This is a genomic window from Lutibacter profundi, from assembly GCF_001543325.1.
In the GTDB taxonomy this organism is placed as follows: Bacteria; Bacteroidota; Bacteroidia; order Flavobacteriales; family Flavobacteriaceae; genus Lutibacter; species Lutibacter profundi.
In genome coordinates this window covers 1,220,015-1,245,208 of record NZ_CP013355.1, presented here as the reverse complement: position 1 = coordinate 1,245,208, position 25,194 = coordinate 1,220,015, and the positions used below count along the sequence as shown (strand labels likewise).

General features: G+C 29.6%; 25 protein-coding genes and 2 tRNA genes. 14 read left to right on the top strand and 13 right to left on the bottom strand.

Going from position 1 to position 25,194, the window contains the following annotated elements:
- Positions 1–19 precede the first annotated feature (19 nt).
- From Lupro_RS05580 to Lupro_RS05570, 3 genes are all read left to right on the top strand, one after another.
- Entirely contained in the window at positions 20–367 is a 348-nt protein-coding gene (locus Lupro_RS05580) for a hypothetical protein (RefSeq protein ID WP_068207087.1), read from the top strand.
- A gap of 75 nt (positions 368–442) precedes the next feature.
- Entirely contained in the window at positions 443–1,201 is a 759-nt protein-coding gene (locus tag Lupro_RS05575) for a GLPGLI family protein (protein WP_068207084.1), read from the top strand.
- The gene (locus tag Lupro_RS05570) at positions 1,188–3,857 is read left to right on the top strand and encodes a carboxypeptidase-like regulatory domain-containing protein (RefSeq protein WP_068207081.1); all 2,670 of its coding nucleotides are present in this window, start codon (positions 1,188–1,190) and stop codon (positions 3,855–3,857) included. Before Lupro_RS05575 ends, Lupro_RS05570 begins: the two co-directional genes overlap by 14 nt.
- 149 nt (positions 3,858–4,006) lie before the next feature.
- On the opposite strand, the gene cdaA is transcribed toward Lupro_RS05570, so the two are convergent.
- From cdaA to Lupro_RS05550, 4 genes are all read right to left on the bottom strand, one after another.
- Positions 4,007–4,780, bottom strand: a complete 774-nt coding sequence (gene cdaA, locus Lupro_RS05565) for a diadenylate cyclase CdaA (RefSeq protein WP_068207078.1) — start codon at positions 4,778–4,780, stop codon at positions 4,007–4,009.
- Between the two features lie 46 nt (positions 4,781–4,826).
- Entirely contained in the window at positions 4,827–5,537 is a 711-nt protein-coding gene (locus Lupro_RS05560; RefSeq protein ID WP_068207074.1) for a hypothetical protein, read from the bottom strand.
- Positions 5,537–6,367, bottom strand: coding sequence for a dihydropteroate synthase (folP, locus tag Lupro_RS05555; RefSeq protein ID WP_227807486.1), 831 nt, complete (start codon positions 6,365–6,367; stop codon positions 5,537–5,539). The genes Lupro_RS05560 and folP overlap by 1 nt, the downstream gene beginning before the upstream one ends.
- 71 nt (positions 6,368–6,438) lie before the next feature.
- Positions 6,439–7,023: an LOG family protein gene (locus Lupro_RS05550; protein WP_068207071.1), complete on the bottom strand. Its 585-nt coding sequence runs from the start codon at positions 7,021–7,023 to the stop codon at positions 6,439–6,441.
- A gap of 65 nt (positions 7,024–7,088) precedes the next feature.
- On the opposite strand from Lupro_RS05550, the gene Lupro_RS05545 reads away from it, so the two are divergent.
- The 6 genes from Lupro_RS05545 (at position 7,089) to Lupro_RS05520 (ending at position 12,239) form a co-directional block, all read left to right on the top strand.
- The gene (locus Lupro_RS05545) at positions 7,089–7,631 is read left to right on the top strand and encodes a DUF1599 domain-containing protein (RefSeq protein ID WP_068207069.1); all 543 of its coding nucleotides are present in this window, start codon (positions 7,089–7,091) and stop codon (positions 7,629–7,631) included.
- Positions 7,632–7,633: 2 nt separating this feature from the next.
- On the top strand, positions 7,634–8,596 hold the full coding sequence (locus Lupro_RS05540; RefSeq protein ID WP_068207065.1) for a DoxX family protein: 963 nt from the start codon (positions 7,634–7,636) through the stop codon (positions 8,594–8,596).
- 7 nt (positions 8,597–8,603) lie between these two features.
- The gene (gene crcB / locus Lupro_RS05535) at positions 8,604–8,975 is read left to right on the top strand and encodes a fluoride efflux transporter CrcB (protein WP_068207062.1); all 372 of its coding nucleotides are present in this window, start codon (positions 8,604–8,606) and stop codon (positions 8,973–8,975) included.
- A 305-nt stretch (positions 8,976–9,280) separates the two neighbouring features.
- Complete coding sequence (locus tag Lupro_RS05530) at positions 9,281–9,619, top strand: P-II family nitrogen regulator (protein WP_068207058.1); 339 nt, start codon at positions 9,281–9,283, stop codon at positions 9,617–9,619.
- Between the two features lie 38 nt (positions 9,620–9,657).
- Positions 9,658–10,899 carry an ammonium transporter gene (locus Lupro_RS05525; protein WP_068207055.1) on the top strand — a complete coding sequence of 414 codons (1,242 nt, stop codon included), beginning with the start codon at positions 9,658–9,660 and terminating at the stop codon, positions 10,897–10,899.
- A 335-nt stretch (positions 10,900–11,234) separates the two neighbouring features.
- Positions 11,235–12,239 carry an outer membrane beta-barrel protein gene (locus tag Lupro_RS05520; RefSeq protein ID WP_068207051.1) on the top strand — a complete coding sequence of 335 codons (1,005 nt, stop codon included), beginning with the start codon at positions 11,235–11,237 and terminating at the stop codon, positions 12,237–12,239.
- A 160-nt stretch (positions 12,240–12,399) separates the two neighbouring features.
- Here the strand turns inward: Lupro_RS05520 and Lupro_RS05515 are convergent, their stop codons facing one another.
- Complete coding sequence (locus tag Lupro_RS05515) at positions 12,400–13,026, bottom strand: DUF1684 domain-containing protein (RefSeq protein WP_068207048.1); 627 nt, start codon at positions 13,024–13,026, stop codon at positions 12,400–12,402.
- 252 nt (positions 13,027–13,278) lie between these two features.
- Between Lupro_RS05515 and Lupro_RS13800 the strand changes: the two genes are divergently transcribed.
- Both Lupro_RS13800 and Lupro_RS13795 read left to right on the top strand, forming a co-directional pair.
- Positions 13,279–13,917 (top strand): MFS transporter, encoded by a 639-nt coding sequence (locus tag Lupro_RS13800; protein WP_250635752.1) that lies wholly within the window; start codon positions 13,279–13,281, stop codon positions 13,915–13,917.
- Positions 13,803–14,513 carry an MFS transporter gene (locus tag Lupro_RS13795; RefSeq protein ID WP_250635751.1) on the top strand — a complete coding sequence of 237 codons (711 nt, stop codon included), beginning with the start codon at positions 13,803–13,805 and terminating at the stop codon, positions 14,511–14,513. Before Lupro_RS13800 ends, Lupro_RS13795 begins: the two co-directional genes overlap by 115 nt.
- Here the strand turns inward: Lupro_RS13795 and Lupro_RS05505 are convergent.
- The 8 genes from Lupro_RS05505 to Lupro_RS05470 all read right to left on the bottom strand — a co-directional run bounded on the left by Lupro_RS05505 (position 14,510) and on the right by Lupro_RS05470 (position 20,367).
- On the bottom strand, positions 14,510–15,085 hold the full coding sequence (locus Lupro_RS05505) for a peroxiredoxin (RefSeq protein WP_068207045.1): 576 nt from the start codon (positions 15,083–15,085) through the stop codon (positions 14,510–14,512). The genes Lupro_RS13795 and Lupro_RS05505 overlap by 4 nt on opposite strands.
- Positions 15,086–15,104: 19 nt before the next feature.
- Entirely contained in the window at positions 15,105–17,165 is a 2,061-nt protein-coding gene (scpA, locus tag Lupro_RS05500) for a methylmalonyl-CoA mutase (RefSeq protein ID WP_068207043.1), read from the bottom strand.
- Positions 17,155–18,510 (bottom strand): methylmalonyl-CoA mutase subunit beta, encoded by a 1,356-nt coding sequence (locus Lupro_RS05495; protein ID WP_068207040.1) that lies wholly within the window; start codon positions 18,508–18,510, stop codon positions 17,155–17,157. Before Lupro_RS05495 ends, scpA begins: the two co-directional genes overlap by 11 nt.
- A 39-nt stretch (positions 18,511–18,549) precedes the next feature.
- Positions 18,550–18,840, bottom strand: coding sequence for an FtsB family cell division protein (locus Lupro_RS05490; protein WP_227807485.1), 291 nt, complete (start codon positions 18,838–18,840; stop codon positions 18,550–18,552).
- 33 nt (positions 18,841–18,873) lie between these two features.
- Positions 18,874–19,479: a uridine kinase gene (udk, locus tag Lupro_RS05485; RefSeq protein WP_068207035.1), complete on the bottom strand. Its 606-nt coding sequence runs from the start codon at positions 19,477–19,479 to the stop codon at positions 18,874–18,876.
- Positions 19,480–19,672: 193 nt separating this feature from the next.
- Positions 19,673–19,749 (bottom strand) — tRNA-Thr (locus Lupro_RS05480).
- Between the two features lie 54 nt (positions 19,750–19,803).
- A tRNA-Pro gene (locus Lupro_RS05475) sits at positions 19,804–19,878 on the bottom strand.
- Positions 19,879–20,028: 150 nt separating this feature from the next.
- The gene (locus Lupro_RS05470) at positions 20,029–20,367 is read right to left on the bottom strand and encodes a thioredoxin family protein (RefSeq protein ID WP_068207031.1); all 339 of its coding nucleotides are present in this window, start codon (positions 20,365–20,367) and stop codon (positions 20,029–20,031) included.
- Between the two features lie 148 nt (positions 20,368–20,515).
- Here Lupro_RS05470 and Lupro_RS05465 point away from each other — a divergent pair, with 148 nt between their 5' ends.
- The 3 genes from Lupro_RS05465 (at position 20,516) to trxB (ending at position 24,935) form a co-directional block, all read left to right on the top strand.
- Positions 20,516–22,141 carry an FAD-dependent oxidoreductase gene (locus tag Lupro_RS05465; RefSeq protein WP_068207028.1) on the top strand — a complete coding sequence of 542 codons (1,626 nt, stop codon included), beginning with the start codon at positions 20,516–20,518 and terminating at the stop codon, positions 22,139–22,141.
- 5 nt (positions 22,142–22,146) lie between these two features.
- Entirely contained in the window at positions 22,147–23,886 is a 1,740-nt protein-coding gene (locus tag Lupro_RS05460) for a thiamine pyrophosphate-binding protein (RefSeq protein ID WP_068207026.1), read from the top strand.
- 101 nt (positions 23,887–23,987) lie between these two features.
- Positions 23,988–24,935, top strand: coding sequence for a thioredoxin-disulfide reductase (gene trxB, locus Lupro_RS05455; RefSeq protein ID WP_068207024.1), 948 nt, complete (start codon positions 23,988–23,990; stop codon positions 24,933–24,935).
- Positions 24,936–25,194: the final 259 nt, after the last annotated feature.

Here is a 25,194-nt window from a genome sequence, read left to right as displayed (position 1 = left end):
GCAACTAAATTATTTCATTATGAAAAATTTATTATTATCAGTAGTATTATTACTAACCGTTTCATTTGCATTTGCTTCAAATGTAAATCCAGTTGAAAACGTTAAATTAGAAGTAAAAACAATGTCAGAAACAGAAACAACTGTTATGAATATTAACTTTAATTCTTTTGAAGATTTCAATTCTTTTAATACTAGTCAGTTAGATATTTCTGATGACGAATGTACTGCATCTGTATCAGTAACTGTAAGTGTTGGCGTAGGATCTACATATGCCTCAGCAACTGTTTCTGCAAGTGGAATACCTTGTGATGAGATAGGTGCAACAATCAAAAGGTTGAAAGCACAGGCATTAGCTGCTTTAAAATAACATTTTAAATTTTAGAATGTTTATTGCTTTAATACAATAAACATTCCTTTTTTCAATTAACTAAAACACTATGTAATGAAATCAATAACTACATTCTTAATTTTACTATCATTTACTGTTTATTCTCAAAATAATGGAAAGATTGAGTACAAAACATTTCTAAGTTTTGGTACTAATATTGAATATAATTCTTCCTTGTTTTTTGATAATGAAAATTCATTATTTTCATATAAGGTAAAAGATAAAGGAATTTACGAAAGTTCTGAAAATCCCTTTGAAACTAATACAATTATGATTGACACTACTACTAATGTAGTCTATATTAATAAAAATAAGAGTTTACTATTTGAAAATCATAATAAAGCAGAAGAAAACTATTTTTCTTATGAAAAAATACCTCAATTAAAATGGGAAATTTTATCAAAAACTAAAATTTTTAATAATATAACTTGCTTACAAGCAAAAACCAATTTTAGAGGGAGAGTTTATTATGCTTGGTATGCACCAACTATTCCTGTTTCTTACGGACCTTGGAAATTAAATGGTTTGCCAGGTTTAATTATAGAAGCATATGATGAAACAAAAGAGGTTATTTTTCAATTTAATAAAATTAAAATTCCTTTTCAATATGATTTTACCAAAATCAATGAAGAAATTAATAAATCAACTAACATTAGTTTGTCAGAATATTTAAAAAATAGAAAAAACATTGATAAAGTAGATTTAAAAAACAAAATCAAAACAAAATTTCCAAGAGGTATTTCTGTAAAAATAGAAATAAAAAGAACAGGTATTGAATTGAATTTTAATGATATTTTAGATGATAAAAATTAATAATATATTCCAAATATTATTTTTTGTTTTTACTTTGAAATTTTACGGTCAAACTATAATAACTGGTAAAATACTTAATGGTGAAGGCAGTATATTGTCATCTGTAAATATTATAATTCAAGATAGTATAAAAAAAAAGATTTATAAATATACTTTCTCAGATAAAAAAGGTTATTACTCTATAATAACTAATAAAGGCAAATTTAATCTAACTTTTTCCTCGTTAGGTTTTGAAAGTAAAACCGTTATTGTAGAAATTGATGGAATGCAAAAAGAGATTAAAATAGATGTGATTTTAAAAGAAAAATCTTTTGAATTAGATGAAGTAATTATTCAGGCAGAACTACCAATGTCTATAAAAAAAGATACCGTTATATTTAAAACAAAATACTATGAAAAAGGGAATGAGCAAACCATTGAAGATTTGTTAAAGACAATACCCGGATTAAACATTAATGCAGAAGGGACTATAAAAATAGGAAATCAAGAGATTGAGAAATTAATGATAGATGGCGATGACCTTTTTGAAAAAGGTTACAAAATTCTATCTAAAAATATGCCTGCATATCCAATTGAAGAAGTAGAAGTTTTAAAAAATTATTCAAATAATCGTTTGTTAAAAGGTGTTGAAGAAAGTAATAAAGTGGCATTAAACCTTAAACTAAACGAAAAATCAAAACGTATTTGGTTTGGAAATATAAAAATTGGTTCAGATTTTAATAATAGATATGAATTACTTGGTAATTTGATGAATTTTGGAAAGAAAAATAAATTTTACTTTCTAACTAATCTTAATAATATTGGTAATGATGCAACAGGCGATATTGACAATTTGGTTAGACCTTTTCGATTTAACGAACCTGCAAGTATTGGAGATAATCAACAAGTAAGAAATTTGATTGATTTATCTGAAACCTCGTTAAATTTTAAAAAAAGTAGGACTAATTTTAATAATGCAGAATTATTATCATTAAATGTCATTTTTAATCCAACAAAAAAACTAAAAATCAAAACACTTGGTTTTTTAAATTGGGATGAACAATATTTTTTTAGAAACTCTGTTAATAATGTAACTGCAAACGGAACTAATTTTTCAAATACCGAAGATTCTAAATTAAGGAATAAAAAAACTATAGGTTTCGGTAAAATTGATTTCACTTATAATATTTCAAAAACTAAAATGCTAGAAAGTACTACTAAATTTAATAGTGGAAATACAAATGAACAATCCAATTTAGTTTTTAATGGCACATCTACCATTGAAAACCTGCAATCTGACAACACACTTTTTGACCAAAAAATAACGTATTCAAACAAGTTTAAAGACAAAAAAGTGTTTTTGCTTACAGGAAGATTTATTAATGAAAAAACACCACAAAATTATAGCATAAACCAATTTTTCTATCAAGATTTATTTCCGAGTTCTACAAATGCTAATAATGTACAGCAACAAAGTGAAAATCAAATGCAATTTGCAGGTTTTGAAGCCCATTTATTAGATAGAAAGATAAACGGAGATTTATTGGAATTGCAATTTGGTAATGAATTTAGAAAAGACAAACTAAACACAATTTTTACCTTATTTGAAAATTTTACAATTCTTGAAACACCAAACGATTTTAAAAATAATACAGAACATCAAACTAATGATTTATATTTAAAAACAAAATATCGCTATAAAATCAAAGATTTTGCAATAACAGGCAAATTAGGTTTTCATCAATTATTCAATAAATTAGAATTTAATGCTTTTTCAGAAAATCAAAATCCTTTTTTTGTAAACCCAAGCATTGGTTTAGATTGGAAAATAAATGGCAATAATAAAATTATTTCATCCTATTCTTACAATACTACAAATGCAAAAATTTTGGATGTTTATAATGATTTTGTGCTAACGGGTTTTCGTTCGTTTTCAAAAGGAATAGGCACATTTAGTCAATTAAATGCGTCTACGCTACTTTTTAATTATCAATTAGGGAATTGGAGTGACCGGTTTTTTGCAAATACTTTTGTTTTTTATAACAAAAATTTCGATTTCTTTTCAAGTAATACCTTAATCAATCAAAATTTTACACAATCGGAAAGAATAGTCATAAAAGACCAAGAATTATTAAGTGTTTCTTCAAAATTTGATTATTATTTCAAGAAAATATCATCTAATTTAAAATTAGATGTTGGTTTTTCAAAATCAAATTATAAAAATATTGTAAATAATTCTGAATTACGAGAAGTTACATCTAACAATTACAATTATGGTTTAGAGTTGCGTTCTGGTTTTAAAGGAATTTTCAACTATCATATTGGCACAAAATGGAACACCAATAAAATTGAAACATCTACAATTAATAATTCTTTTACAGATAATGTAAGTTTCTTGGATTTGTCATTTGTATTTAATGACAAATATAATATGCAATTTCAATCAGAACACTACTTTTTTGGCAATCTCGACAAAGAAAACAACACCTATTATTTTTTGGACTTTGATGTAAGATATACCATAAAAAAGAACAAACTAGCTATAGCACTTACAGGTAAAAACTTATTTAATACACAAACATTTAGAACATTTTCTATAAGTGATATAGGCACATCAACAACAGAATTTAGATTACTTGAAAGGTTTTTGCTTTTAAAGTTGGAGTATAGATTTTAACATGATGGAGTATCAACAACGGCTATCAATACGGTATAAAATTGATAGCAATTAAGAGCTAAATCCAAAGTTTTGTTCTTTTCTACTATTTTAACTTTTAATCCGAAAACAATAACAATTAAACTTCTATTTTCTATATAATAACTGCGCTAATTTAAATCATATCTAATAGTTTCAATAAGCTCATTACTGTTTTTAAACAACACAAATTCACCATCTTTAATGTAAGACATTTGTCCCGTTTCTTCTGAAACAACCAAGCAAAGAGCATCGGTTTTTTCAGAAATTCCTATAGCCGCTTTATGGCGTAAACCAAATCGTGCAGGTAATTTTTTGTTAGAGAGCGGTAAAATAACTCTTGCGGCAATAATAAAATTTTCTTTAATAATAATAGCACCATCGTGTAGAGGACTATTTTTATAAAAAATACTTTTTATAATGGGTTTATTAATTTCTATATTCATTTTATCACCGGAAAATTTCACAAAATCTAAATTTTGGGTACGCTCTAAAACTATTAGAGCTCCTGTTTTAGTTGAAGCCATCTCTTCACAAGCTGTTACAATAGATTCTACATCAGTAGTAGTTTGGATTTCGGTTTTTAAAAAATTTAGTTGTTTTAAAAAATTTCTTTTGTTAGTGAAATTTGTAGAGCCTAACATTAATAAAAATTTTCGAACTTCAGGCTGAAAAACAATAAGTATGGCGATGGCTCCTAAACTAATTAAAGCTCCTAGTAAACCACTTAACATTTTCATTTGAAGCGCCTCCGTAATTTTCCATATAAATATTACCAAAGCAATGCCAATAAAAATATTAATAGCAACAGTTCCTTTTAATAATTTATAAACATAATAAAGTAGTATGGCAACTAAAATAATGTCTAAAGCATCTAAAAAAGAAAAGTCTAAAAAATCGAGCATTTATGTTGTTTTTGTAAAAGTAGGAAAAAGATTGCATATTCAATAGCTATTCACAACCGCAATCAGGTACCTTAGTTGGATTAAAAATAAATTCAATTTTATTTATTTCAATGTATTTATTCTTAAAATTATGAATCATTGTTTTGTAAAATAAATAATCTTGATACAATAAGTTTTCATTGAAGTTTAAATGCAACATTGTTTTTTTTCCTTCTGAAGAAAAATCAATAAATTCAAGTAGTGTAGTTTTTAATTCGTCTCGCTCCATTTTCGCATCGTTAATCCAAGTATTATTAGGATTGAAAGTGAGGTTTATATTATTATAATTTACGTATTTTGTAGGGTTTTCTTTTATAAAATATTTAGATAAAAGGCTATCTGTTTTAAAAATAATACCATCAAATTTCAAAAACGAAAGTTTTTTTGAGAGTGTATCTGCATAACTAAAATAATTATGCATTCCTTCTTCTGAATGAATTGAGTTTGCATGTTTATATTGTAATTTACGAATAGACGGAATTATTGCTTTTAAAGGGAGTCTTTTATCAATATTAAAAATCCAATGCGTGGTACTTATGGTGTTTTTTCTATTTACATCTGCAATAGTATCATGATTCTTCACTTCAAAGAATATCCAAACTTCAGAGTGATTAAAAAGTTCATGCAATCCTTTTTCAGCCAATGTGGGAAGTTGAACTTCTTTTTTAGCACAACCTAACAATGCTAAAGTAACTAAAAGTAATATTATTTTTTTCATTAATTAGTATTTAACAATTCAACAATTTTAATAGTTTCCATAGCTTCTTTTATATCGTGAACACGTAATATGTTTGCCCCTTTTAACAACGCTATGGTGTTGGCAACTGTTGTAGCATTTAAGGCGTTAGTTTGAGAAATTTTTAAAGGTTTGAACAACATAGATTTTCTTGAAAGTCCTGTAAGAATTGGAACTTCTAAATTTTGAAACAAATCCAGTTGTTTTAGCAATTCATAGTTTTGTGTTATTGTTTTTCCAAAACCAAAACCAACATCAGCAATAACATCATTTATTCCCAAAGAATATAATTTTTGTATTTTTTTTGAAAAGAAAAAAAGGACATCTTTTACAACGTCATGATATTTCGGATTCTCTTGCATATTTTGTGGAGAGCCTTGCATGTGCATAATTATATAAGGCACTTGTAATTTGGCAATAGTTGAAAACATGGCCGTATCTAAATTTCCAGCTGAAATATCATTCACCATACAAGCTCCATTATTTACACATTGTTTGGCAATATTACTTCTAAAAGTATCTACAGAAAGAAGGATATTTGGAAAGTTACTTTTAAGAAGTTTTATAACTGGTAAAATTCGGTTTAATTCTTCTTCTTCTGAAATGTGTTTTGCTCCAGGGCGAGAAGAATAGGCGCCAACATCAATAAAAGTAGCACCTTCATTTAGCATTTTATCAACATGATTTAGAATATTAATTGGATCGTTATATTTTCCTCCATCAAAAAAAGAATCAGGAGTAATATTTAGAATTCCCATTATTTTTGGAGTGTCTAAATTTATTAATGAACCGTTACAATTAATACTCTTCATACGTTTGTGTAATCTTTTTTATAGGTAACATTTACTATTCTTATAATGTTTCAAAGTTTGTGATACTCGTTTTATGAACGAACCACTTTGTGAATTACTTTGGTTATTTCAGGAGCTTTATAATGGTACATTTTAGTAATTAATTCTTCTACAGAGTTGCTTACAATTAACATTTCTTTATTAGATTGCTTCAAATACCCTTCAGTTACCATAACATCCAATTGTTTAATTAAATGGTTAAAGAAGCCATTTGTATTTAAAATACCAACGGGTTTTTGTTCAATACCAAGCTGGCTTAAAGTTAGAGCCTCAAAAATTTCATCCAACGTACCAAAACCACCAGGTAAGGCAATGTATCCATCAACTAATTTGCTAATTTTTACTTTTCGTTTACTCATTGTTTTGGTAACAATCATCTCTGAAATTTCTGAATGAGCTACTTCTTCATGACGTAATAACCCCGGAATTACACCTATAACTTCACCTTTTTCCTTCAGCATAGTGTCGGCTAAAATGCCCATCATGCCAATTTTTCCACCACCATATACTAAGCCTATATTATGTTTAATAAAATAATTTCCTAATTTTATAGCATCGTTCTTGTATTTTTCATTGAAGCCAAGGCTAGAGCCACAAAAAACTGCAATTTTCTTCATAAATAGATATTAGATTTTTTAATTCCTTAAATTTGTTCGAAATTTACGGAAATAATTAAAGTTACATGCAACAAACTTCAAAACAATATAACGATGTTATTGAAAAATGTCGTTCATTATATATAAATAAGCTAAAAGATTACGGAAGTGCTTGGCGTATATTGAGATTGCCATCATTAACAGATCAGATTTTTATTAAAGCGCAACGTATTCGTCAATTGCAACAAAATTCTACAAGAAAAGTAGATGAAGGAGAAGTTTCAGAATTTATTGGTATTATTAATTATTCAATCATGGCTTTAATTCAACTTGAAAAAGGAGTGGTAGAACAACCAGATTTATCTAAAGAAGAGGCCATAGAATTGTATGATAAACATGTGGCTATAGCAAAGCAATTAATGGAAGATAAAAACCATGATTATGGTGAGGCTTGGAGAGATATGAGAGTGAGTTCTTTAACCGATTTGATTTTACAAAAATTGTTGCGTGTAAAACAAATAGAAGATAATAAAGGGAAAACAATTGTATCTGAGGGTATTGATGCAAATTATCAGGATATGATAAATTATGCGGTTTTTGCGCTAATTCATATAAATGAAACTACTTAATTATGAAAATAACAGTCCAAATATTACGTTTTTTAGTCGCAATTACATTTATTTTCTCAGGTTTTGTTAAATTAATAGATCCTTTAGGTTCAGCATATAAATTTCAAGAATATTTTGGAGCAGACGTATTGAATTTAGAGTTTTTAATTCCTTATGCCTTGCCTTTTTCTATTTTTTTAATACTGGTAGAAATAATGCTTGGTGTATTTTTACTTTTAGGGTACCTGCCTAAACTTACAGTTTGGTGTTTGTTAGGCATAATTTTGGTGTTTTTATTTTTAACTTGGTACTCAGCTTATTACGATAAGGTAACGGATTGTGGCTGCTTTGGAGACGCTGTTAAATTATCCTCTTGGGATACATTTTATAAAAATATAGTTTTAATAGCGTTCATTTTAGTATTGGTTTTTAAATATAAATTAATAAAGCCTTTGTTTAGTTTAACTATAGTAAAATGGACATCTTTTTTATCTTTTTTTATATTCCTATATATTATTTATTACGTATTAGTGCATTTACCAATAATTGATTTTAGACCTTATGCTATTGGTAAAAACATACCAGAAGGAATGGAATATATTGGAGATGAACTTCCTCCAGTACATGATTTTTTTCTAGAATCTGAAAATGGAGAAGATTTAACAGAAGCTATTTTAAGCGCAGATAATGTAATGTTAGTTATAGCTTATAATCTTGATAAAAGCGATATTGAGGGTTTTACTACAATTAAAAATGTAACAGATAAAGCCATAGAAAAAGGCTATAAAGTTTACATGTTATCATCTTCTTTACGAGATGATTATTTATCCATAAAAGAGAAGTTTCATCTCAATTTTGATATGTTGTTTTGTGATGAAACAACTTTGAAAACCATTATAAGGGCAAATCCAGGAATTATAACATTGCAAAAAGGAACAGTAACAGGTAAATGGAACTGGGTAGATGTTGATGCCATAAAATTTTAATAGAAACATGAAACAAGCTTTATTGGTATTTATAGGGGGAGGTTTTGGTAGTGTAGCCAGATATTATACAAGTAGATGGTTAAACAACCTTGAAACAGCGATACCTTATGGAACCATGTTTTCCAACGTGCTGGGAAGTTTATTAATTGGTTTTATTTTAGGGTATTTAAGTAAAACTTCAAATATGTCACAAACTCAATCTTTATTACTTGCAACTGGTTTTTGTGGAGGATTTACAACTTTTTCTACTTTTGCTTATGAAAATCATTTACTCATAAAAAATGGAGATTATTTTAGTTTTCTACCTTACACATTATTGTCTTTAGTTTTGGGATTTTCAGCTGTGTTTGTTGGGTTGTATCTTTCAAAACTTTTCTAAGTAACTTATTCTTCAATATTATTTTTTTAACCTATCTATTTTAAATGCAACATAAATGGGTTAAAGTTATTTTGTACCCCCTTTTTTATGGGGTTAAATACTGTAATGCCTTCATTTTTTTATTTTACCCCCTAAAAAATAATTACATATCGTAAAAATACACTACTAAAATTTTAATACCCTTAAAAAAATAGGGTTAAAACACAAATAATAACAAAAATACAATACATACCCCTGAAAATATTGGGGGTAAAAATATATATTCATACTTTTGATGAGAAATTAATAAAAAAATCATTTTAATTATGAAAAAAATTGAAGCAATTATTAGAAAATCAAAATTTAGTGAAGTTAAGGAAGCTTTACACCAAATTGAAGTTAATTTTTTTAGCTACTGGGACGTAACTGGAGTTGGAAATGAGAAGCAGGGTCATGTGTATCGAGGGGTAAGTTATAGTACATCAGATATACAGCGGAGGTTTTTATCTATTGTTGTTTCTGAAGCATTTTTAGATAGAACGGTAGATGCCTTATTGAAGTCGGCCTTCACTGGAAATGTTGGAGATGGAAAAATATTTGTGTCAGATGTTATAGAGGCATATCGAATAAGAACAAAAGAAAAAGGGGCAAACTCATTAAATTAAAAACAACTATTATTTATTTATTTATTTATTTATTTATTATGGAGAACACATTATTTACGGTAAACAATGTTTGGATGATGATTTGCACAGCATTGGTTTTTTTAATGCATTTAGGATTTTCATTATTAGAAATAGGATTAACAAGACAAAAAAACACGATAAACATATTATTCAAAAACGTATTTATTATTTCAATTGGGATGGTGCTGTACGCATTGGTTGGGTTTAATTTAATGTATCCGGGTACGTTTATAGCGGGTGTTTTACCAAATTATTTTATGGACTTATTTGGATTGTCAATTCCTGAAAACGGATTAACAATTGAGTATGCAAATGGTGGCTATACGTACTGGACAGATTTTTTATTTCAAGGAATGTTTGCAGCAACAGCTGCAACAATAGTTTCTGGCGCTGTAGCTGAAAGAATAAAATTAGGTGCATTTATGATTTTTACAATTATTTATGTAGGAATTGTGTATCCAATAACGGGCTCTTGGAAATGGGGGACAGGTTGGTTAGATAAACTTGGGTTTTACGATTTTGCCGGTTCAACATTAGTGCATTCTGTTGGCGGTTGGGCTGCTTTAATTGCAGTTTGGTTATTGGGAGCTAGAATAGGGAAATTTAAAAAAGATGGCTCTATTGGTGTAATTCCTGGACATAACATGCCTTTTGCAACAACAGGAGTATTCCTTTTATGGCTGGGTTGGTTTGGGTTTAATGGAGGGTCTGTGCTTTCAGCAAATCCAGCTGCTACTTCATTAGTTTTAGTTACAACTTGTTTAGCTGCAGCAACAGGTGGTTTATCGGCATTTTTAGTGTCGTTATTTAAATATAAACAATATGATTTATCAATGTTTTTGAATGGTATACTAGGTGGTTTGGTTGGTATTACCGCAGGAGCAGATGTTATGAGTGTTACAGATGCAATTGTTATTGGAGCTATTTCAGGAGTTTTAATTGTTATTGGTGTTGGATTACTTGATAAATTAAAATTAGATGATCCAGTAGGTGCAATAGCAGTCCATTTAATCTGTGGAATTTGGGGCACTTTAGCAGTGGGAATTTTTGGGAAGTTAGCAGGTTGGGAACAATTAGGAAATCAATTCATTGGAGTTATTTCAATTGGTGCTTTTTGTATAGTTTCTTCATATATTATTATTAAAACTCTAAAAGTTACTACGGGTATTAGAGTTTCTAAAATAGAGGAACAAGAAGGATTGGATATGCATGAACATGGTATGGACGCTTATCCAGATTTTGGTTTAAATCAACATTAAATAAGCGATTTAAGACTTTCAAAATTTTTACAGAAAGCATTTAATTCCATTTTATTTTTAAAAATTAAGCTAAGTGAAAAACCACTTAAATGGGATAATATTGGGAAAAATTAATAGACTGTAAATGTTAAAAGTATGATTACAATTAAAAAAACAGGATTATTATTTATACCGAAGAAATTAAATTGGATAAGAAAGAAAAAGAAGAAGTTGGAGCTTTGAATATTAATTTACACGGTATAGAGGTGAATATCTTTATTCTCGTTCATATCGACATTGATGGCTGATAAAATTTCAAAAAATAAAAGCAATAAAAACTAAAAAAAATCAAGAACATGAAAACAATTTTAAATAAAAATTACCTAAAAAAAATATTTTATTTGTCAATACTTTCTTTGGTATCACCAGTTTTTGCTCAAGAAGAAATCAAAGGGAAAAAAGTTAGCATAAGTGGATCAATAGATGCTTATTATCAAACCAATTTAAGTGCCTCGGATAATGCTGTACAATCTTTTGGAACATCATTTGCAGACGAATTAGGTTTTGCATTAGGAATGGCAAATATCATTACTACTTATGAGGGTGAGAAGACTGGTGTAGTTGCTGATATAACTTTTGGACCACGGGGTGAATCTGCAACTGGAGGATTCAATCTGAATCAGTTGTATGCTTATTGGAAAGTTTCTGAAGGTACAACTCTTACAATGGGTAGATTTAATACCTATTTAGGGTACGAGGTTATTTCCCCTGTGGGAAACTTTAACTATAGTACTTCATATTTATTTTCTAGCGGCCCTTTCTCACATGTTGGAGTAAAAGCAGATTTTTCTTTGTCTGATGATTTTAGTTTGATGCTTGCGTTTATGAATGTTACCGATACGAATAATAACTTAACAGGTACATATTCGGTTGGAGTTCAATTAGGGTATTCAGATCAATTTTTGAATTTCTATTATGACGATGGTGAGGTTCTTGGTTTTGAAGTAGATTATACAGGTGGTTTTGATGTATTGGATTCTTTCTTCTTAGGAATAAATGCAGCATATGCAGATAATGATGGTAATGGATTTTATGGAGCTGCCCTATACCCGAAATTGGCTGTTTCTGAGGAATTCAAAATTGGACTAAGAGGAGAATATTTTTCAGTTATGTCAGATATGATAAATGATGATTCAAGTGTAACTGCTTTAACCCTTACAGGAAGCTATTCGGTAGAAAACTTAACGATTAAGCCTGAAATAAGATTAGACAGGGGAGATAAAATGCCTTACATTAATGCTGACGGACTTACCTCCGATAAATTATCATCTTTCTTAATTGCAGTTATATACTCTTTCTAAAATCGATTTATTTAATGCCAAATAAAAAGGAGATACATTTCACAAAATATTTTCTATACATAATTCTATATATAAGTAGTTAGTTAACACTAAAAAATTAATTTTTTAGCAATACTTAAGGTAATTAATATTTGGTTTATTTAAGTCCTGTTTAGCAATTCTAGACAGGACTTTTTATTTTTTTGTAAGCTTTAACCCCAACAGGTATATCAATAGGTAAATTATTTTCTGAAGGAGGAATAGGACATGAATATTTCGTGTTATATGCACAATATGGGTTGTAAGCTTTGTTAAAATCTATCACAATAGTTTTGCTTTCCTTTGGAGGGAATTCTAAATCTAAATATCTACCGCCTCCATAACTGCTTTTGCCATTTGTAGTATCATTAAAAGGTAAAAATAGATAATCTTCAAACTCTGGATTAGACATTAAATCTAGACTTTGATAAATATTTAACTCAAATTTTTCTCCATTCAAAGTGAAGCGAGCAATACCATATTTTCTATATAAAGGCAAACGATCTGTATTGGTTTGCATTTCAAACACTGGAGTATTAGGGGTTAACTCAAATTCAGCTTCTACTTTGAAATTTTTATCAATTTCAAAAAAATCTAAGGTTTTAAAAGTTTTTAAATCTCCTGCTGTTAAAGGAGACTTTTCTGCATCAGCAAATTCAGTATTTAGTTTGTATTGAAAAAGCTTAATTTCGTCTTCATAAGAAACTTTCTTAGGTGAGCAATTAAAAAATAAAAAGACAACGGCTAAAACAAAAAATATTTTTTTCATAAAGATAAAGATAAACTTTGCTACCAAAAGTACAAAATATTACGAGTTAAAGAAAAATTTTATAAGTTGGAGGTTTTTTGTAATTCTGGTAGGTGTTGAAAGAAATTTTATGAATAATTACACCAATAAAAAGATGTTAAGAAGTGGGTTTTTAAAAAAATCACAGGGTTAATATGTACTAATTATTCAAGAATAAATAATATCAATTCATTTTAACCTAACTTTTAAGTCGGGTTTTTCTACTTTTACGGTATGTTAAAAAAAATAGTTAGCAATTACCAAAATTCATTTAAAGGATTATCAAAAGAAGTTTGGTGGTTGGCATTAATTACATTTATAAATAGAGCCGGTACAATGGTATTGCCTTTTTTATCATTGTATTTAACAGAAAACTTAAAATTATCGTTATCTCAAGTAGGTTGGATTATGTCAAGTTTTGGTTTGGGGTCATTGTTAGGTTCTTATTTAGGAGGAAAACTAACAGATAAAATAGGTTTTTACAAGGTTATGTTTTGGAGTTTGTTAACTACAGGGTTTCTGTTCATTAGCCTACAATTTATAACTACTTTTGTTGGTTTTGTAATAGGTATGTTTATTACAATGGCTATTGCTGATACATTTAGACCTGCCATGTTTGTTTCTTTAAAAGCGTATAGTAAGCCTGAAAATCAAACACGATCTTTAACTTTAATACGTTTAGCAATAAATTTAGGGTTTTCATTTGGACCTTTCTTAGGAGGTATAATAATTGCAACATTGGATTATTCAGGTCTTTTTTGGGTAGATGGAATTACCTGCATTGTGGCAATATTATTAATGAGAATGGTTTTGAAACAAAAAAATATCATCCTAAAAAAAACAATCAAAATTCTGAAAATGAAATTCAAATAACATCAGTATATAAAGATAAACCGTACTGGATTTTTTTAGTAGTAGTTTTTTTAATGGGCTTTATATTTTTACAACTTTTTACTACAATGCCATTGTATTATAAAAATGTTCACCATTTAACTGAAGTTGAGATAGGATTAATAATGGCAATTAATGGCTTTTTAATTTTTTTATTGGAAATGCCTTTAATTCATTATATAGAAAAAAAATTATTAAACAAACTAAAAGTTATAACATGGAGTTTAGTGCTATTTGCTTTGAGTTTTTTGGTTTTAGATGTTTCTACCTGGGGAGGTGTTTTGGTAGTGAGTATGTTACTAATAACATTAGGAGAAATGTTAGCATTTCCATTTACAAATAATTTTGCAATGAATAGGGCACCTATAGGAAAAGAGGGGCGTTATTTAGCGTTATATACTATGGCCTTTTCTATGGCGCATATTTTTAGTGCCAAAACAGGTATGGAGGTAATTGCAAGATTTGGCTTTGCTGTAAATTGGTATTTAATGGGAAGCTTGGGTTTTATTGCCGTGGTATTAATGTTGTGGTTAAGACGAACATTAGTTACTTCCCAAAAAGTTACTGAGCCAGTTTAATAATTGGTGTAATTTTTAATAACCTCTTTTACTTTTTTACTATCTTCAGCAGCGTTAACATTAGCATTTTTATAAATAATTTTTTTATTTTTATCTAAAACAAAAGTCCATCTTGAAGCTGTAACACCTCTTTTTAACAAAAAATTTTCGCCGTTGAACTCTCTTGTAATAGAACCTCCAGCTTTGGTTGGTACACCAAATATTTTTGCAATTGTTCCCTTTGCATCAGATAATAAAGGAAAATTTAATTGGTATGATTCTTTAAAGTGTTTTAAATTTTCTATTTCATCACCACTAACACCAATAACGGTAACACCCATTTTATCAAAAGTAGCTTTCTCATCTCTATAAGCACAAGCTTGTTTGGTACAGCCTCCAGTCATAGCAGCCGGATAAAAGTAAACCACTAAAAAACTAGTTTTTGCATTATTGGTTGAGTTCCAGATTTCTCCATTATCGCTTAAACCAGAAAATTCTGGAACAGAATCTCCTAAGTTCAGTTCAATTTTATTTTGTGCAAAACTTGAGATTGATATTGCTAATATTATTGTTAACTTAAGTAAGTTTTTCATTTTTTTTTTAGTTTTAAAGTTATTCTGCTACACTGTCAATAAGTATGTTTAAAATTTCAATAGCAGCTTTTGAAATTTTGGTTCCTGGACCATAAATACCAACAACACCAGCATCAAATAAAAATTGATAATCTTGTACAGGTATTACACCGCCAACAATTACTAAAATATCTTCGCGCCCATAATTTTTTAACTCTGTTATTACCTGTGGAATTAATGTTTTATGACCTGCAGCCAATGAAGATATACCAAGTATATGAACGTCATTTTCAATAGCTTGTTTTACAGCTTCTTTGGGTGTTTGAAATAAAGGGCCAATATCAACATCAAAACCTAAATCAGCGTAGCCTGTAGAAACTACTTTTGCACCACGGTCATGCCCATCTTGTCCTAATTTAGAAATCATAATTCTTGGACGCCTTCCTTCTAATTCAGCAAATTTATTTGCCAATTGTTTTGCTTCCTTAAATGCTGAATCATTTTTAATCTCTTTACTATACACTCCAGAAATTGATTTGATGGTTGCTTTATACCTTCCAAACACTTTTTCTAAAGCATCCGAAATTTCTCCTAAAGTAGCTCTTTTTTCTGCTGCCTTAACAGCCAAATTTAATAAATTTTCTTTACCTGATTTTGCGCAAGCTGTTAAATTTAGTAATGCTTCATGAACTTCTTTTTTATTCCTAGTTGCTTTTAATTCATTTAGCCGTTTAATTTGAGAGTTTCTTACTGCATTATTGTCAACCTCTAAAATTTGCAAAGGATCTTCTTGTTTAAGTTTAAATTTATTAACACCAACAATAATATCTTGGTTGCTATCAATTTTTGCTTGTTTTTTTGCAGAGGCTTCTTCAATTCGCATTTTAGGAATACCAAGTTCAATAGCTTTTGTCATACCACCTAATTCTTCAACTTCTTGTAATAGTTTCCATGCGGTATTTACCATTTCTTCTGTTCGTTTTTCAATAAAAGTAGCACCAGCCCAAGGGTCAACAGTTTTTGTAATGTTGGTTTCTTCTTGGATGTAAATTTGTGTATTTCTTGCTATTCTAGCTGAAAAATCAGTAGGTAAAGCGATGGCTTCATCTAGGGCATTTGTATGTAAACTTTGAGTACCACCTAAAGCTGCGGCCATAGCCTCAATTGTTGTTCTTGCCACATTGTTAAAAGGATCTTGCTCTGTTAAGCTCCAACCGCTTGTTTGACAATGTGTACGCAAAGCCAACGATTTAGGGTTTTTAGGATTGAATTGTTTTATAATTTTTGCCCAAAGCATTCGTGCTGCACGTAATTTGGCAATTTCACTAAAATGATCCATTCCTATTGCCCAAAAAAATGAAAGACGTGGAGCAAAAGAATCTATTTCCATACCGCTAGCAATACCTGTTTTTATATATTCTAAACCATCGGCTAAAGTATATGCTAATTCAATTTCAGGTGTTGCTCCTGCTTCTTGCATATGGTAACCAGAAATAGAGATAGAATTAAATTTAGGCATATTTTTACTGGTATATGCAAAAATATCCGCAATAATTTTCATTGAAGGCGCAGGTGGGTATATGTATGTATTACGCACCATAAATTCTTTCAAAATATCATTTTGTATAGTGCCGGTCAATAATTTTTCTTCTACACCTTGTTCTTTTGCTGCAACTATATAAAATGCTAAAATTGGTAATACAGCACCATTCATTGTCATAGAAACCGACATTTTATCTAATGGAATTTGATCAAAAAGCACCTTCATATCTTCAACAGAGTCTATGGCAACACCTGCTTTGCCAACATCTCCTTGAACACGTTCGTGATCAGAATCGTAACCGCGATGTGTAGCCAAATCGAAAGCAACAGACAATCCTTTTTGTCCTGCGTCTAAATTTCTTCTGTAAAAAGCATTACTTTCTTCAGCAGTAGAAAAACCAGCATATTGACGTATAGTCCAAGGGCGACGAACATACATTGTTGAATATGGACCTCTCAAATTTGGAGCAATACCAGCAATGTAATTTTCATGGTCAAAATAAATATCTTTTTTGTTTTGACTTTTTATGGTTAGCTGTGAAAAATCTTTACGCTTCATTTTTTAGCCTTTTTTGTTCAATTTTTTCTGATAAACGCCTTGGTATTATAGGAATTATAAGTGTTTTCTTTGGGTTGTGTTTAACAAAGGTATTTATTTGTAGATTGAGTTTCATTTTATCCTGATTATTCAGGTATTTATTAGTTCCTACTAAAATTAATTCACCTGAATCAAATTGAGCTTGTTCTTTCTCTGCATTTTCTTTTATTTTTCGCTGTATTGTTCCCTCTTTTAATTGTTGTAAAAAGCCACCACTTTTTTCAATATCTTTAAAAATAATTAATGCTTTTTCAGCTAGTTGTTTGGTGATAGTTTCAATATAGTATGAATCGGTTGCAAAATAATGTGCATTTTTAAAATAACTTTCTTCTTTTAAAATTAGTAATTGATTTCTTGCAATTCTGTTTCCAAACTCATTTGAGTTATGAAATAACACATCGTATGAACCATTAGAAATGGTATTTGCACCTCCTAAAATTGCACTCATGCTTTCAGTTGTTGTGCGTAGCATATTTACGTTATAATCATATATTGTTTTGTTTCGTAAACTTGGTTCAGCAAAAATTTTAGCAATTGCAGTAGTGTTGTATTCTTCTGAAATTAAATTGTATAGATATCTAAATGCTCTAATCTTGGCAATTTCAAAAAAATAATTTGGACCTATTGAAAAGTTAAATTGAATTTTAGAAGCAACGTCTCCATTAAATTTGTTTAAATATTCATTTGCATGGGCTAAAGCATAAGCAATTTGTTGAACAGTATTTGCACCTGCGTTTTGGTATAGATTAGCATTTACACCAAGTACATATTCCTTAGTGTTCTCTTTGATTAATTTTTCTACAATTTCAAAGTCGTTGTTTAATGAAGTAAACCAATTACCATTTCTAGCTATGTTACCAATTATATCTACGTTATAAAAAACAATTTCTTCTTTGAGTAATTTAGTAATATTAGTTGTAAAATCTTTTGATAAATAATGAAAATGAAAGTGAAATTCAATACCTTTATTTAATAAATTTTTAAATAATTTATTAGTATTGAAAGGTTTCTTAGCAATAAATTTTAAGGCATTAGCGCCTCTGTTTATTGCATCAATTGCTAATATATTAGCTTCATCTTCTGTTGATATGAGTATTTTTTGGCAAACTTTAAAATCTTTTTTGGGAGTTGGAATATTTAATTTTTCAAAGTTATCTGAGTGATAGAAAGGTTTTATAGTAATACCTTCATTGGTTTTGGTTAAAAGGGTATTATTATAATCAGCACCTTTTAAATCTACTTGAATTTTTTGTTTCCAAGCTTTGGCTGAACTAGGTTCAAAATCTTTAGTTATAAAGGTACTCATAAGTCTAATTTATTTAAATAAATTTTAAATAGAACGCAGTTAATTTTTAACTAATGTATCATATTCTATAAGGTATATTTCTTCATTTTCTTTTTTCATGTGATATTCTTCTCTGGCAAACTTTTCCAATTCGGTATTGTTTTTAAGCTTATTTATAAGTTCTCTATCTTGTTTAATTTGTGTTTTGTAATATTTTTTTTCATTTTTAAGCTTGTTTATTTCTTTGTTAAACTCTCTGTGATTAAGCATTGAATTCTCATCTAAAAAAACCATCCAAACAATAAATATTGAAAGAATTATCACGTATTTATTCGTGATAATTTTTACCATTGGTTTATTTTTGAATTGCTTAAAAGTCATAAATTAAAGCTTATTACTTATAACAGTTCTAACGATATCTACCGCCACGGTATTGTATCTGTCGTTTGGAATAATAATATCAGCATAATTTTTAGTTGGCTCTATAAATTGCTGATGCATAGGTTTTAAGGTGTTTTGGTAGCGGCTTAAAACTTCGTTTATGTCACGTCCGCGCTCTTCAATATCTCTTCTTGTTCGTCTAATTAAACGTTCGTCGGCATCAGCATGTACAAATATTTTTATATCAAATAAATCTCGTAATCGCTTGCTGTTAAAAATCAAAATACCTTCAACAATAATTACTTTTTTGGGATGTGTAATATGAGTATCTTCAGTGCGATTATGCGTTACAAAAGAATACACAGGCTGTTCAATAATTTCACCTTTTTTTAATTGAGTTAAGTGTTTAACAAGCAAATCAAAATCAATAGCTTTTGGGTGATCAAAATTAATTTTAGTGCGTTCTTCGTATGATAAATTTGTTGTGGCGTTGTAGTATGAATCTTGAGAAATAACACAAACTTCATCATCAGGTAACTCATTTAAAATTTGATTCACTACAGTAGTTTTTCCACTTCCAGTTCCTCCGGCGATTCCAATAATTAACATATAAATAAAATGGATTAATATTTATTACAAATTTAATGAATATATAATTGAGGAAAACAATTTTTATTATTTTTTGTGAGTAATTTGAATTATTTTAGTTTGAAGGAAAAACATGAATTTTACGTTACATTTTTTTTAAAAATTCTAAAGGAGTGTTTTAGAATGAAAAATCCTCTTCATTTGAAGAGGATTTTGGAGCCGATGGAGGGACTCGAACCCACGACCTGCTGATTACAAATCAGCTGCTCTAGCCAGCTGAGCTACATCGGCTTTTAATTTTTAGATGTTCTACCATTTACAAGGCTGGGAATAATAGAACTATTGTCGGGGTGGCAGGATTCGAACCTGCGACCTCCGCGTCCCAAACGCGGCGCGATAACCGGGCTACGCTACACCCCGAGTTTTAAAAGGAGTCTGAATTATTTTACAATATTAAAACTGCTTTTATACTAATTTTCAGAGTGTAGTTTATGCCGTACTTGATATAGTGCTACACCCTAAATAATTTCGGTGTGCAAATATAAAACTAAAAATATATTTTACAAGTAATTATTCGAAAATTAATTGATATAACCTATCAATAGTTTTATGCAATTCATAGATGCTAATATTTCGGCTTTTCCGTATGGTTTCTTTCCCGTCAAAAAAAATTAATATAGTAGGTTCTACAAAAGCATTATATTTTGCAGCTATTTTCGGAGAAAAGTTTAAATCAATATTATAAAAATTAATTTTGGGAAAATTCACATCAATTAAATTTTTAACTTTCGGTTCTAAAGATTCTCCAACGTTACAAGAAATAGTATTGAAATACAATAAAACGGCAGTTTCTGATTTTAAAATTTTATCTAGTTCCTCTAAAGAAGTTATGGTTTTTGTTTTGTTCATTTTGTAAGGTGGAAATAATGGTTAAAACTAGGAGAAAAAGAACATTATCAATAATTATAAACAAAGGTACGGATTTATATATTTAATATTAAATTTACATTTGTGGAAGGAAAGTATAAAAACTCATAGAAATAGTGTGAATTAAATTATGGAACCAAAAACATACAAGGCAAATACAGTTATAATTGGAGGAGGTATTGCAGGAATTACTACTGCAATAGAACTAATAAATGCGAATAAAACAGTTATTATAATTGAACGTGATTTTGAAAAAAACTTTGGAGGTTTAGCAAAGGAATCTTTTGGTGGTATGTTTTTTATTAATTCACGTCAGCAACGTTTATCAAAAATTAAAGATAGCGTAGAACAAGCTAAAAAAGATTGGTTTTCATTTGCTGAATTTGATCAACATGAAGTTTGGGGTAAAAAATGGGCGAATGAATTTTTAGAATCTACACATAAAATTTACGAGTGGGTAAGTTCTAAAAAAGTTAAATTTTTTCCTGTTGTTCATTGGGTTGAAAGAGGGTTGCTTCAACCTGGTAATTCAGTTCCTCGTTTTCATATGGTGTGGGGTACAGGACATGGTTTAATAGCGGCTTTGCTTAAACATATAGAAGAGCATCCAAATAATAAAAATTTACAAGTTTACTTTCAGCATAAAGCAGCAGATTTTGAAATAGAAAATGAAACTATTATTTCAATTAAAGGTATTGATGAAAAAGACAATGAACCTTTTAGTTGTGAAGCTGAAAATGTGGTTATTGCTACCGGTGGAATTAATGGAAATATGAAAAAAGTGAGGAGTCATTGGCATAAAGAATGGAGAACACCTCCAAATGTCATTTTAAATGGATCTCACCAATTTTCTGATGGCCTAATTCACGATAAAGTTAGTGATATGGGAGGAAACGTTACCAACTTAAATTTAATGTGGAATTATGCGGCTGGAATACCACATCCGTATCCCAAAAGAGAAAATCATGGATTGAGTTTAGTACCACCAAAATCTGCTTTATGGTTAAACTATAAAGGAGAACGTATGGGGCCAATGCCATTGGTAACATCATTTGATACGCGTTATTTGGTTACAAAAATATGTGAACAAGAAAAGCAATATTCTTGGCAAATTTTAAATGAAAAAATAGCCTATAAAGAATTAGGTGTTTCAGGGTCAGAATTTAATGAAGGAATTAAAAACAAAAAGATAATTTCATTTTTGTATTCAGTATTAAAAGGAAATAAGCATTTAATAAAAAGTTTGGAGAAAGATTCGCCTAATTATATTACTGCAAATAGTGTAGAGGAGTTAGCTAAAAAAATGAATGCATTAACAGGTGAAAATGATATTAATATTGATACCCTAAGAGAATCTATTGAAAGTTACGATGCTAATTTTGAAAGAGGTAAAAATATATGGAATGATGATCAAATAAGGCGAATTATGCATACGCGTGAATACAAGGGTGATAGAAAGCGCACCTTAAAACCACAAAAATTAAATCAGAAAAAATCGTATCCTTTAATTGCAATTAGAGAATTTATTTTGTCGAGGAAAAGTTTAGGAGGAATTCAAACAAATTTGAACTCTCAAGTGCTAAAAATTTCAAAAAATAAAGATTCAAACAATAGTTTTAAAAATTTGTATGCCGTTGGTGAAGCAGCCGGATTTGGAGGAGGAGGATCTCATGGAAAAAGAGCGTTGGAAGGAACATTTTTAGCAACTTGTATTTTTACAGCACAAAAAGCAGCAAAACACATAACAGATAACTAACTAACATGAAAAGAACAGGAGCAAATTTAGCAGTTTACGCTTTAGAACAAATAGGCGTAAAATATACTTTTGGTGTACCAGGAGTTCATAATATAGAGTTGTATGATGAATTAAATAATTCAAAACAAATTGAACCTGTTTTGGTAACACACGAGGGAGGAGCTTCTTTTATGGCTTTGGGGGTTTCTTGTACTTCAAAGAGTATTGGAACTTTAATGATTGTTCCTGCTGCTGGAACAACAAATGCTATGAGTGGTATTGGTGAGGCTTTTTTAGATGGGATACCTATGTTAATTTTTTCGGGAGGAACACGTCAGGATAGTGGAAGACATTACCAATTGCATCAATTAAATCAAGCAAATTTAGTCAAAGAAATTACCAAAGCTTATTTTAAGATTGAAACACATAATGATATAATTTCTACTATTTATAAAGCGTATGAAATAGCAATTTCAGGTGAGCCTGGGCCTGTATTTATTGAAATTCCTATGGAGGTTCAAATGTTTAAAGGTGAAGTGAAAGAACTTCTAAACTATGTAAAAAATTATCAAAACCCTATTATAGAAAAACAACAAATAAAGCAGGCTGCAAAGTTACTTTCTGAAGCTTCAAATCCAGGAATATATGTTGGGTGGGGAGCTGCCAATGCCGTAAAATATACAGAAAAAATTGCTGAATTATTAGAAGCGCCAGTAGCAACAACATTGCAAGGGAAAGCTTCGTTTCCTGCTTCAAACAAGTATCATACAGGTTTCGGGTTTGGACCAAATTCGGTGCCAGCTTCACAAAAAGCATTTAAAAATTGCGATGCAATGCTAGCTGTTGGTGTTCGGTTTTCTGAAATAGGCACCGGTAGTTATGGGGTGAAAGTTCCTGAAAATTTAATTCATATTGATATCAATTCTGAAGTCTTCAATAAAAATTACCAAACAAAAGTAAGTATTAAAGGAGATGCTGAAGAAACACTAAAATTATTGGTAGAAGAGTTAGGAAAAATGACCACAATAAAATCAAAAAAATCTGCTGCTTTAACAAAAACAATTAAAGAAGAAAAAGAAAAATATTTTAATGAGTGGAAAGAAAAGAAATTAGAGAATAGGGTTTCTCCAGGGTTCTTTTTTGAAGCGTTGACAAAATATACTGATGATGATACTTATTTTGTAGTTGATGATGGAAAACATACTTATTTAGCTGCCGAACTATTACCAATAAATAAATCTAGGCATTTTGTATCTCCTACCGATTTTAACTGTATGGGATTTTGTGTGCCTGCTGCTATTGGAGTGAAATTTATGAATCCAGCAAATAAAGTTGTTGGTATTGTGGGAGATGGAGGATTTTTAATGACAGGTATGGAAACGTTAACAGCAACAACTTACAAAAAAGGGGTAGTTTATTTTGTTTTTCACGATGGCGAACTAGGTCAAATATCTCAATTTCAAAAAATTCCTTTGAAGCGAAAAGTAGCATCAGTTATAGGAAATGTAAATATTAAAGGAATTGCAGATGCTTGTGGCGCTACTTATTTAAATATGGAAAATGACGCAAAAATTGAGGAAGTAATACAAAAAGCATTTCAAGAAGCGGCAAAAAATATTCCTGTAATTGTTGATGTGGCGATTGACTATTCTAAAAAAACCTTTATGACCAAAGGTGTTGTAAAAGTTAATTTGGCTAGATTTAGTTTTAAAGAAAAAATGAGATTTATTGGAAGGGCTATGAAAAGACATTTATTAGAAAAATAAGATATTAAAAATTCTTATATTATCATTGTGAAAAATTATAATCAAAGGTGTTAAATTATAATAAATTGCTATAAATTTGTTCATTATAAAAATAAAAAAATATGTCTGATACTATAGAGAGAATAAAATGTTTGATAATTGGTTCTGGTCCTGCTGGATATACAGCAGCAATTTATGCTTCTAGAGCCGATTTAAAACCTGTAATGTATACAGGAATGCAAATGGGAGGCCAATTAACAACAACTACTGAGGTTGATAATTTCCCTGGTTATCCTAATGGAACTGACGGAACAGCAATGATGGAAGATTTAAAAAATCAAGCTGAACGTTTTGGTACCGAAGTTCGTTTTGGAATGGTTACAAAAGTAGATTTTAGCAATGAAGTTGGAGGAATTCACAAAGTAACAGTTGATGAATCAATTCAAATAGAAGCAGAAACAGTAATTATTACAACAGGAGCTACAGCAAAATATTTAGGCTTAGAAAGTGAACAACGTTTAATTGGTGGAGGAGTTTCAGCTTGTGCAACTTGTGATGGTTTCTTTTATAAAGGTCAAGATGTTGTTGTAGTTGGCGCGGGTGATACTGCGGCAGAAGAAGCAACTTATTTGGCAAATATTTGTAAAAAAGTTACAGTTTTAGTCCGTAAAGACTATATGCGCGCTTCAAAAGCAATGCAAAAAAGAGTTAAAAACACTCCAAATTTAGAAGTTAAATTTAATACTGAAATTGACGAAATTTTAGGAGATAATGTAGTTACAGGTGTTAGAGCAATTAATAACATAACTAAAGAAAAAGAAGTAATTGATGTAACAGGAGTTTTTATTGCCATTGGTCACAAGCCAAATACCGATATATTTAAAGATGTGTTAGAAATGGATGAAACAGGCTATTTAATTACAAAGGGCAAATCTACAAAAACTAATTTGCCAGGCGTGTTTGCTGCGGGAGATGTGCAGGATAAAGAATACCGACAGGCTGTAACTGCTGCAGGCACAGGTTGTATGGCAGCCCTAGATGCTGAACGATATTTAGGATCTTTAATTTAAAATACAAATTTTGAGATCAGTAGATAATTTTATATTACTAATTTAGTAACTCTCTTTGTTACTGTTAGGTTGAGCGCAGTAGAGACTTATTTGTGTTTGATAATTAGCGTTTTATCGTTCCATGTATATGTAGCTATCTACGAATCTCTATAAAAATTATTAAAATAGAACAAAGCCGAAACATTTGCTTCGGCTTTTTGTTTTAAAAGGAAACGTTTTCGTTATTTTTAGGTATATTAAATCCATTGAATTAAATAAG

Coding starts and splice junctions, on each gene's coding strand:
- Lupro_RS05530 (WP_068207058.1), top strand. CDS start 9,281: ATGAAAAAAATTGAAGCAATTATTAGAAAATCAAAATTTAGTGAAGTT.
- Lupro_RS05515 (WP_068207048.1), bottom strand. CDS start 13,026: ATGAAAAAAATATTTTTTGTTTTAGCCGTTGTCTTTTTATTTTTTAAT.
- Lupro_RS05575 (WP_068207084.1), top strand. CDS start 443: ATGAAATCAATAACTACATTCTTAATTTTACTATCATTTACTGTTTAT.
- crcB (WP_068207062.1), top strand. CDS start 8,604: ATGAAACAAGCTTTATTGGTATTTATAGGGGGAGGTTTTGGTAGTGTA.
- Lupro_RS05465 (WP_068207028.1), top strand. CDS start 20,516: ATGGAACCAAAAACATACAAGGCAAATACAGTTATAATTGGAGGAGGT.
- folP (WP_227807486.1), bottom strand. CDS start 6,367: ATGAAGAGTATTAATTGTAACGGTTCATTAATAAATTTAGACACTCCA.
- Lupro_RS05470 (WP_068207031.1), bottom strand. CDS start 20,367: ATGAACAAAACAAAAACCATAACTTCTTTAGAGGAACTAGATAAAATT.
- Lupro_RS05560 (WP_068207074.1), bottom strand. CDS start 5,537: ATGAAAAAAATAATATTACTTTTAGTTACTTTAGCATTGTTAGGTTGT.
- Lupro_RS13800 (WP_250635752.1), top strand. CDS start 13,279: ATGTTAAAAAAAATAGTTAGCAATTACCAAAATTCATTTAAAGGATTA.
- Lupro_RS05570 (WP_068207081.1), top strand. CDS start 1,188: ATGATAAAAATTAATAATATATTCCAAATATTATTTTTTGTTTTTACT.
- Lupro_RS05520 (WP_068207051.1), top strand. CDS start 11,235: ATGAAAACAATTTTAAATAAAAATTACCTAAAAAAAATATTTTATTTG.
- Lupro_RS05495 (WP_068207040.1), bottom strand. CDS start 18,510: ATGAGTACCTTTATAACTAAAGATTTTGAACCTAGTTCAGCCAAAGCT.
- Lupro_RS05460 (WP_068207026.1), top strand. CDS start 22,147: ATGAAAAGAACAGGAGCAAATTTAGCAGTTTACGCTTTAGAACAAATA.
- scpA (WP_068207043.1), bottom strand. CDS start 17,165: ATGAAGCGTAAAGATTTTTCACAGCTAACCATAAAAAGTCAAAACAAA.
- Lupro_RS05525 (WP_068207055.1), top strand. CDS start 9,658: ATGGAGAACACATTATTTACGGTAAACAATGTTTGGATGATGATTTGC.
- Lupro_RS05580 (WP_068207087.1), top strand. CDS start 20: ATGAAAAATTTATTATTATCAGTAGTATTATTACTAACCGTTTCATTT.
- Lupro_RS05540 (WP_068207065.1), top strand. CDS start 7,634: ATGAAAATAACAGTCCAAATATTACGTTTTTTAGTCGCAATTACATTT.
- Lupro_RS05505 (WP_068207045.1), bottom strand. CDS start 15,085: ATGAAAAACTTACTTAAGTTAACAATAATATTAGCAATATCAATCTCA.
- cdaA (WP_068207078.1), bottom strand. CDS start 4,780: ATGCTCGATTTTTTAGACTTTTCTTTTTTAGATGCTTTAGACATTATT.
- Lupro_RS05490 (WP_227807485.1), bottom strand. CDS start 18,840: ATGGTAAAAATTATCACGAATAAATACGTGATAATTCTTTCAATATTT.
- Lupro_RS05550 (WP_068207071.1), bottom strand. CDS start 7,023: ATGAAGAAAATTGCAGTTTTTTGTGGCTCTAGCCTTGGCTTCAATGAA.
- trxB (WP_068207024.1), top strand. CDS start 23,988: ATGTCTGATACTATAGAGAGAATAAAATGTTTGATAATTGGTTCTGGT.
- Lupro_RS05545 (WP_068207069.1), top strand. CDS start 7,089: ATGCAACAAACTTCAAAACAATATAACGATGTTATTGAAAAATGTCGT.
- udk (WP_068207035.1), bottom strand. CDS start 19,479: ATGTTAATTATTGGAATCGCCGGAGGAACTGGAAGTGGAAAAACTACT.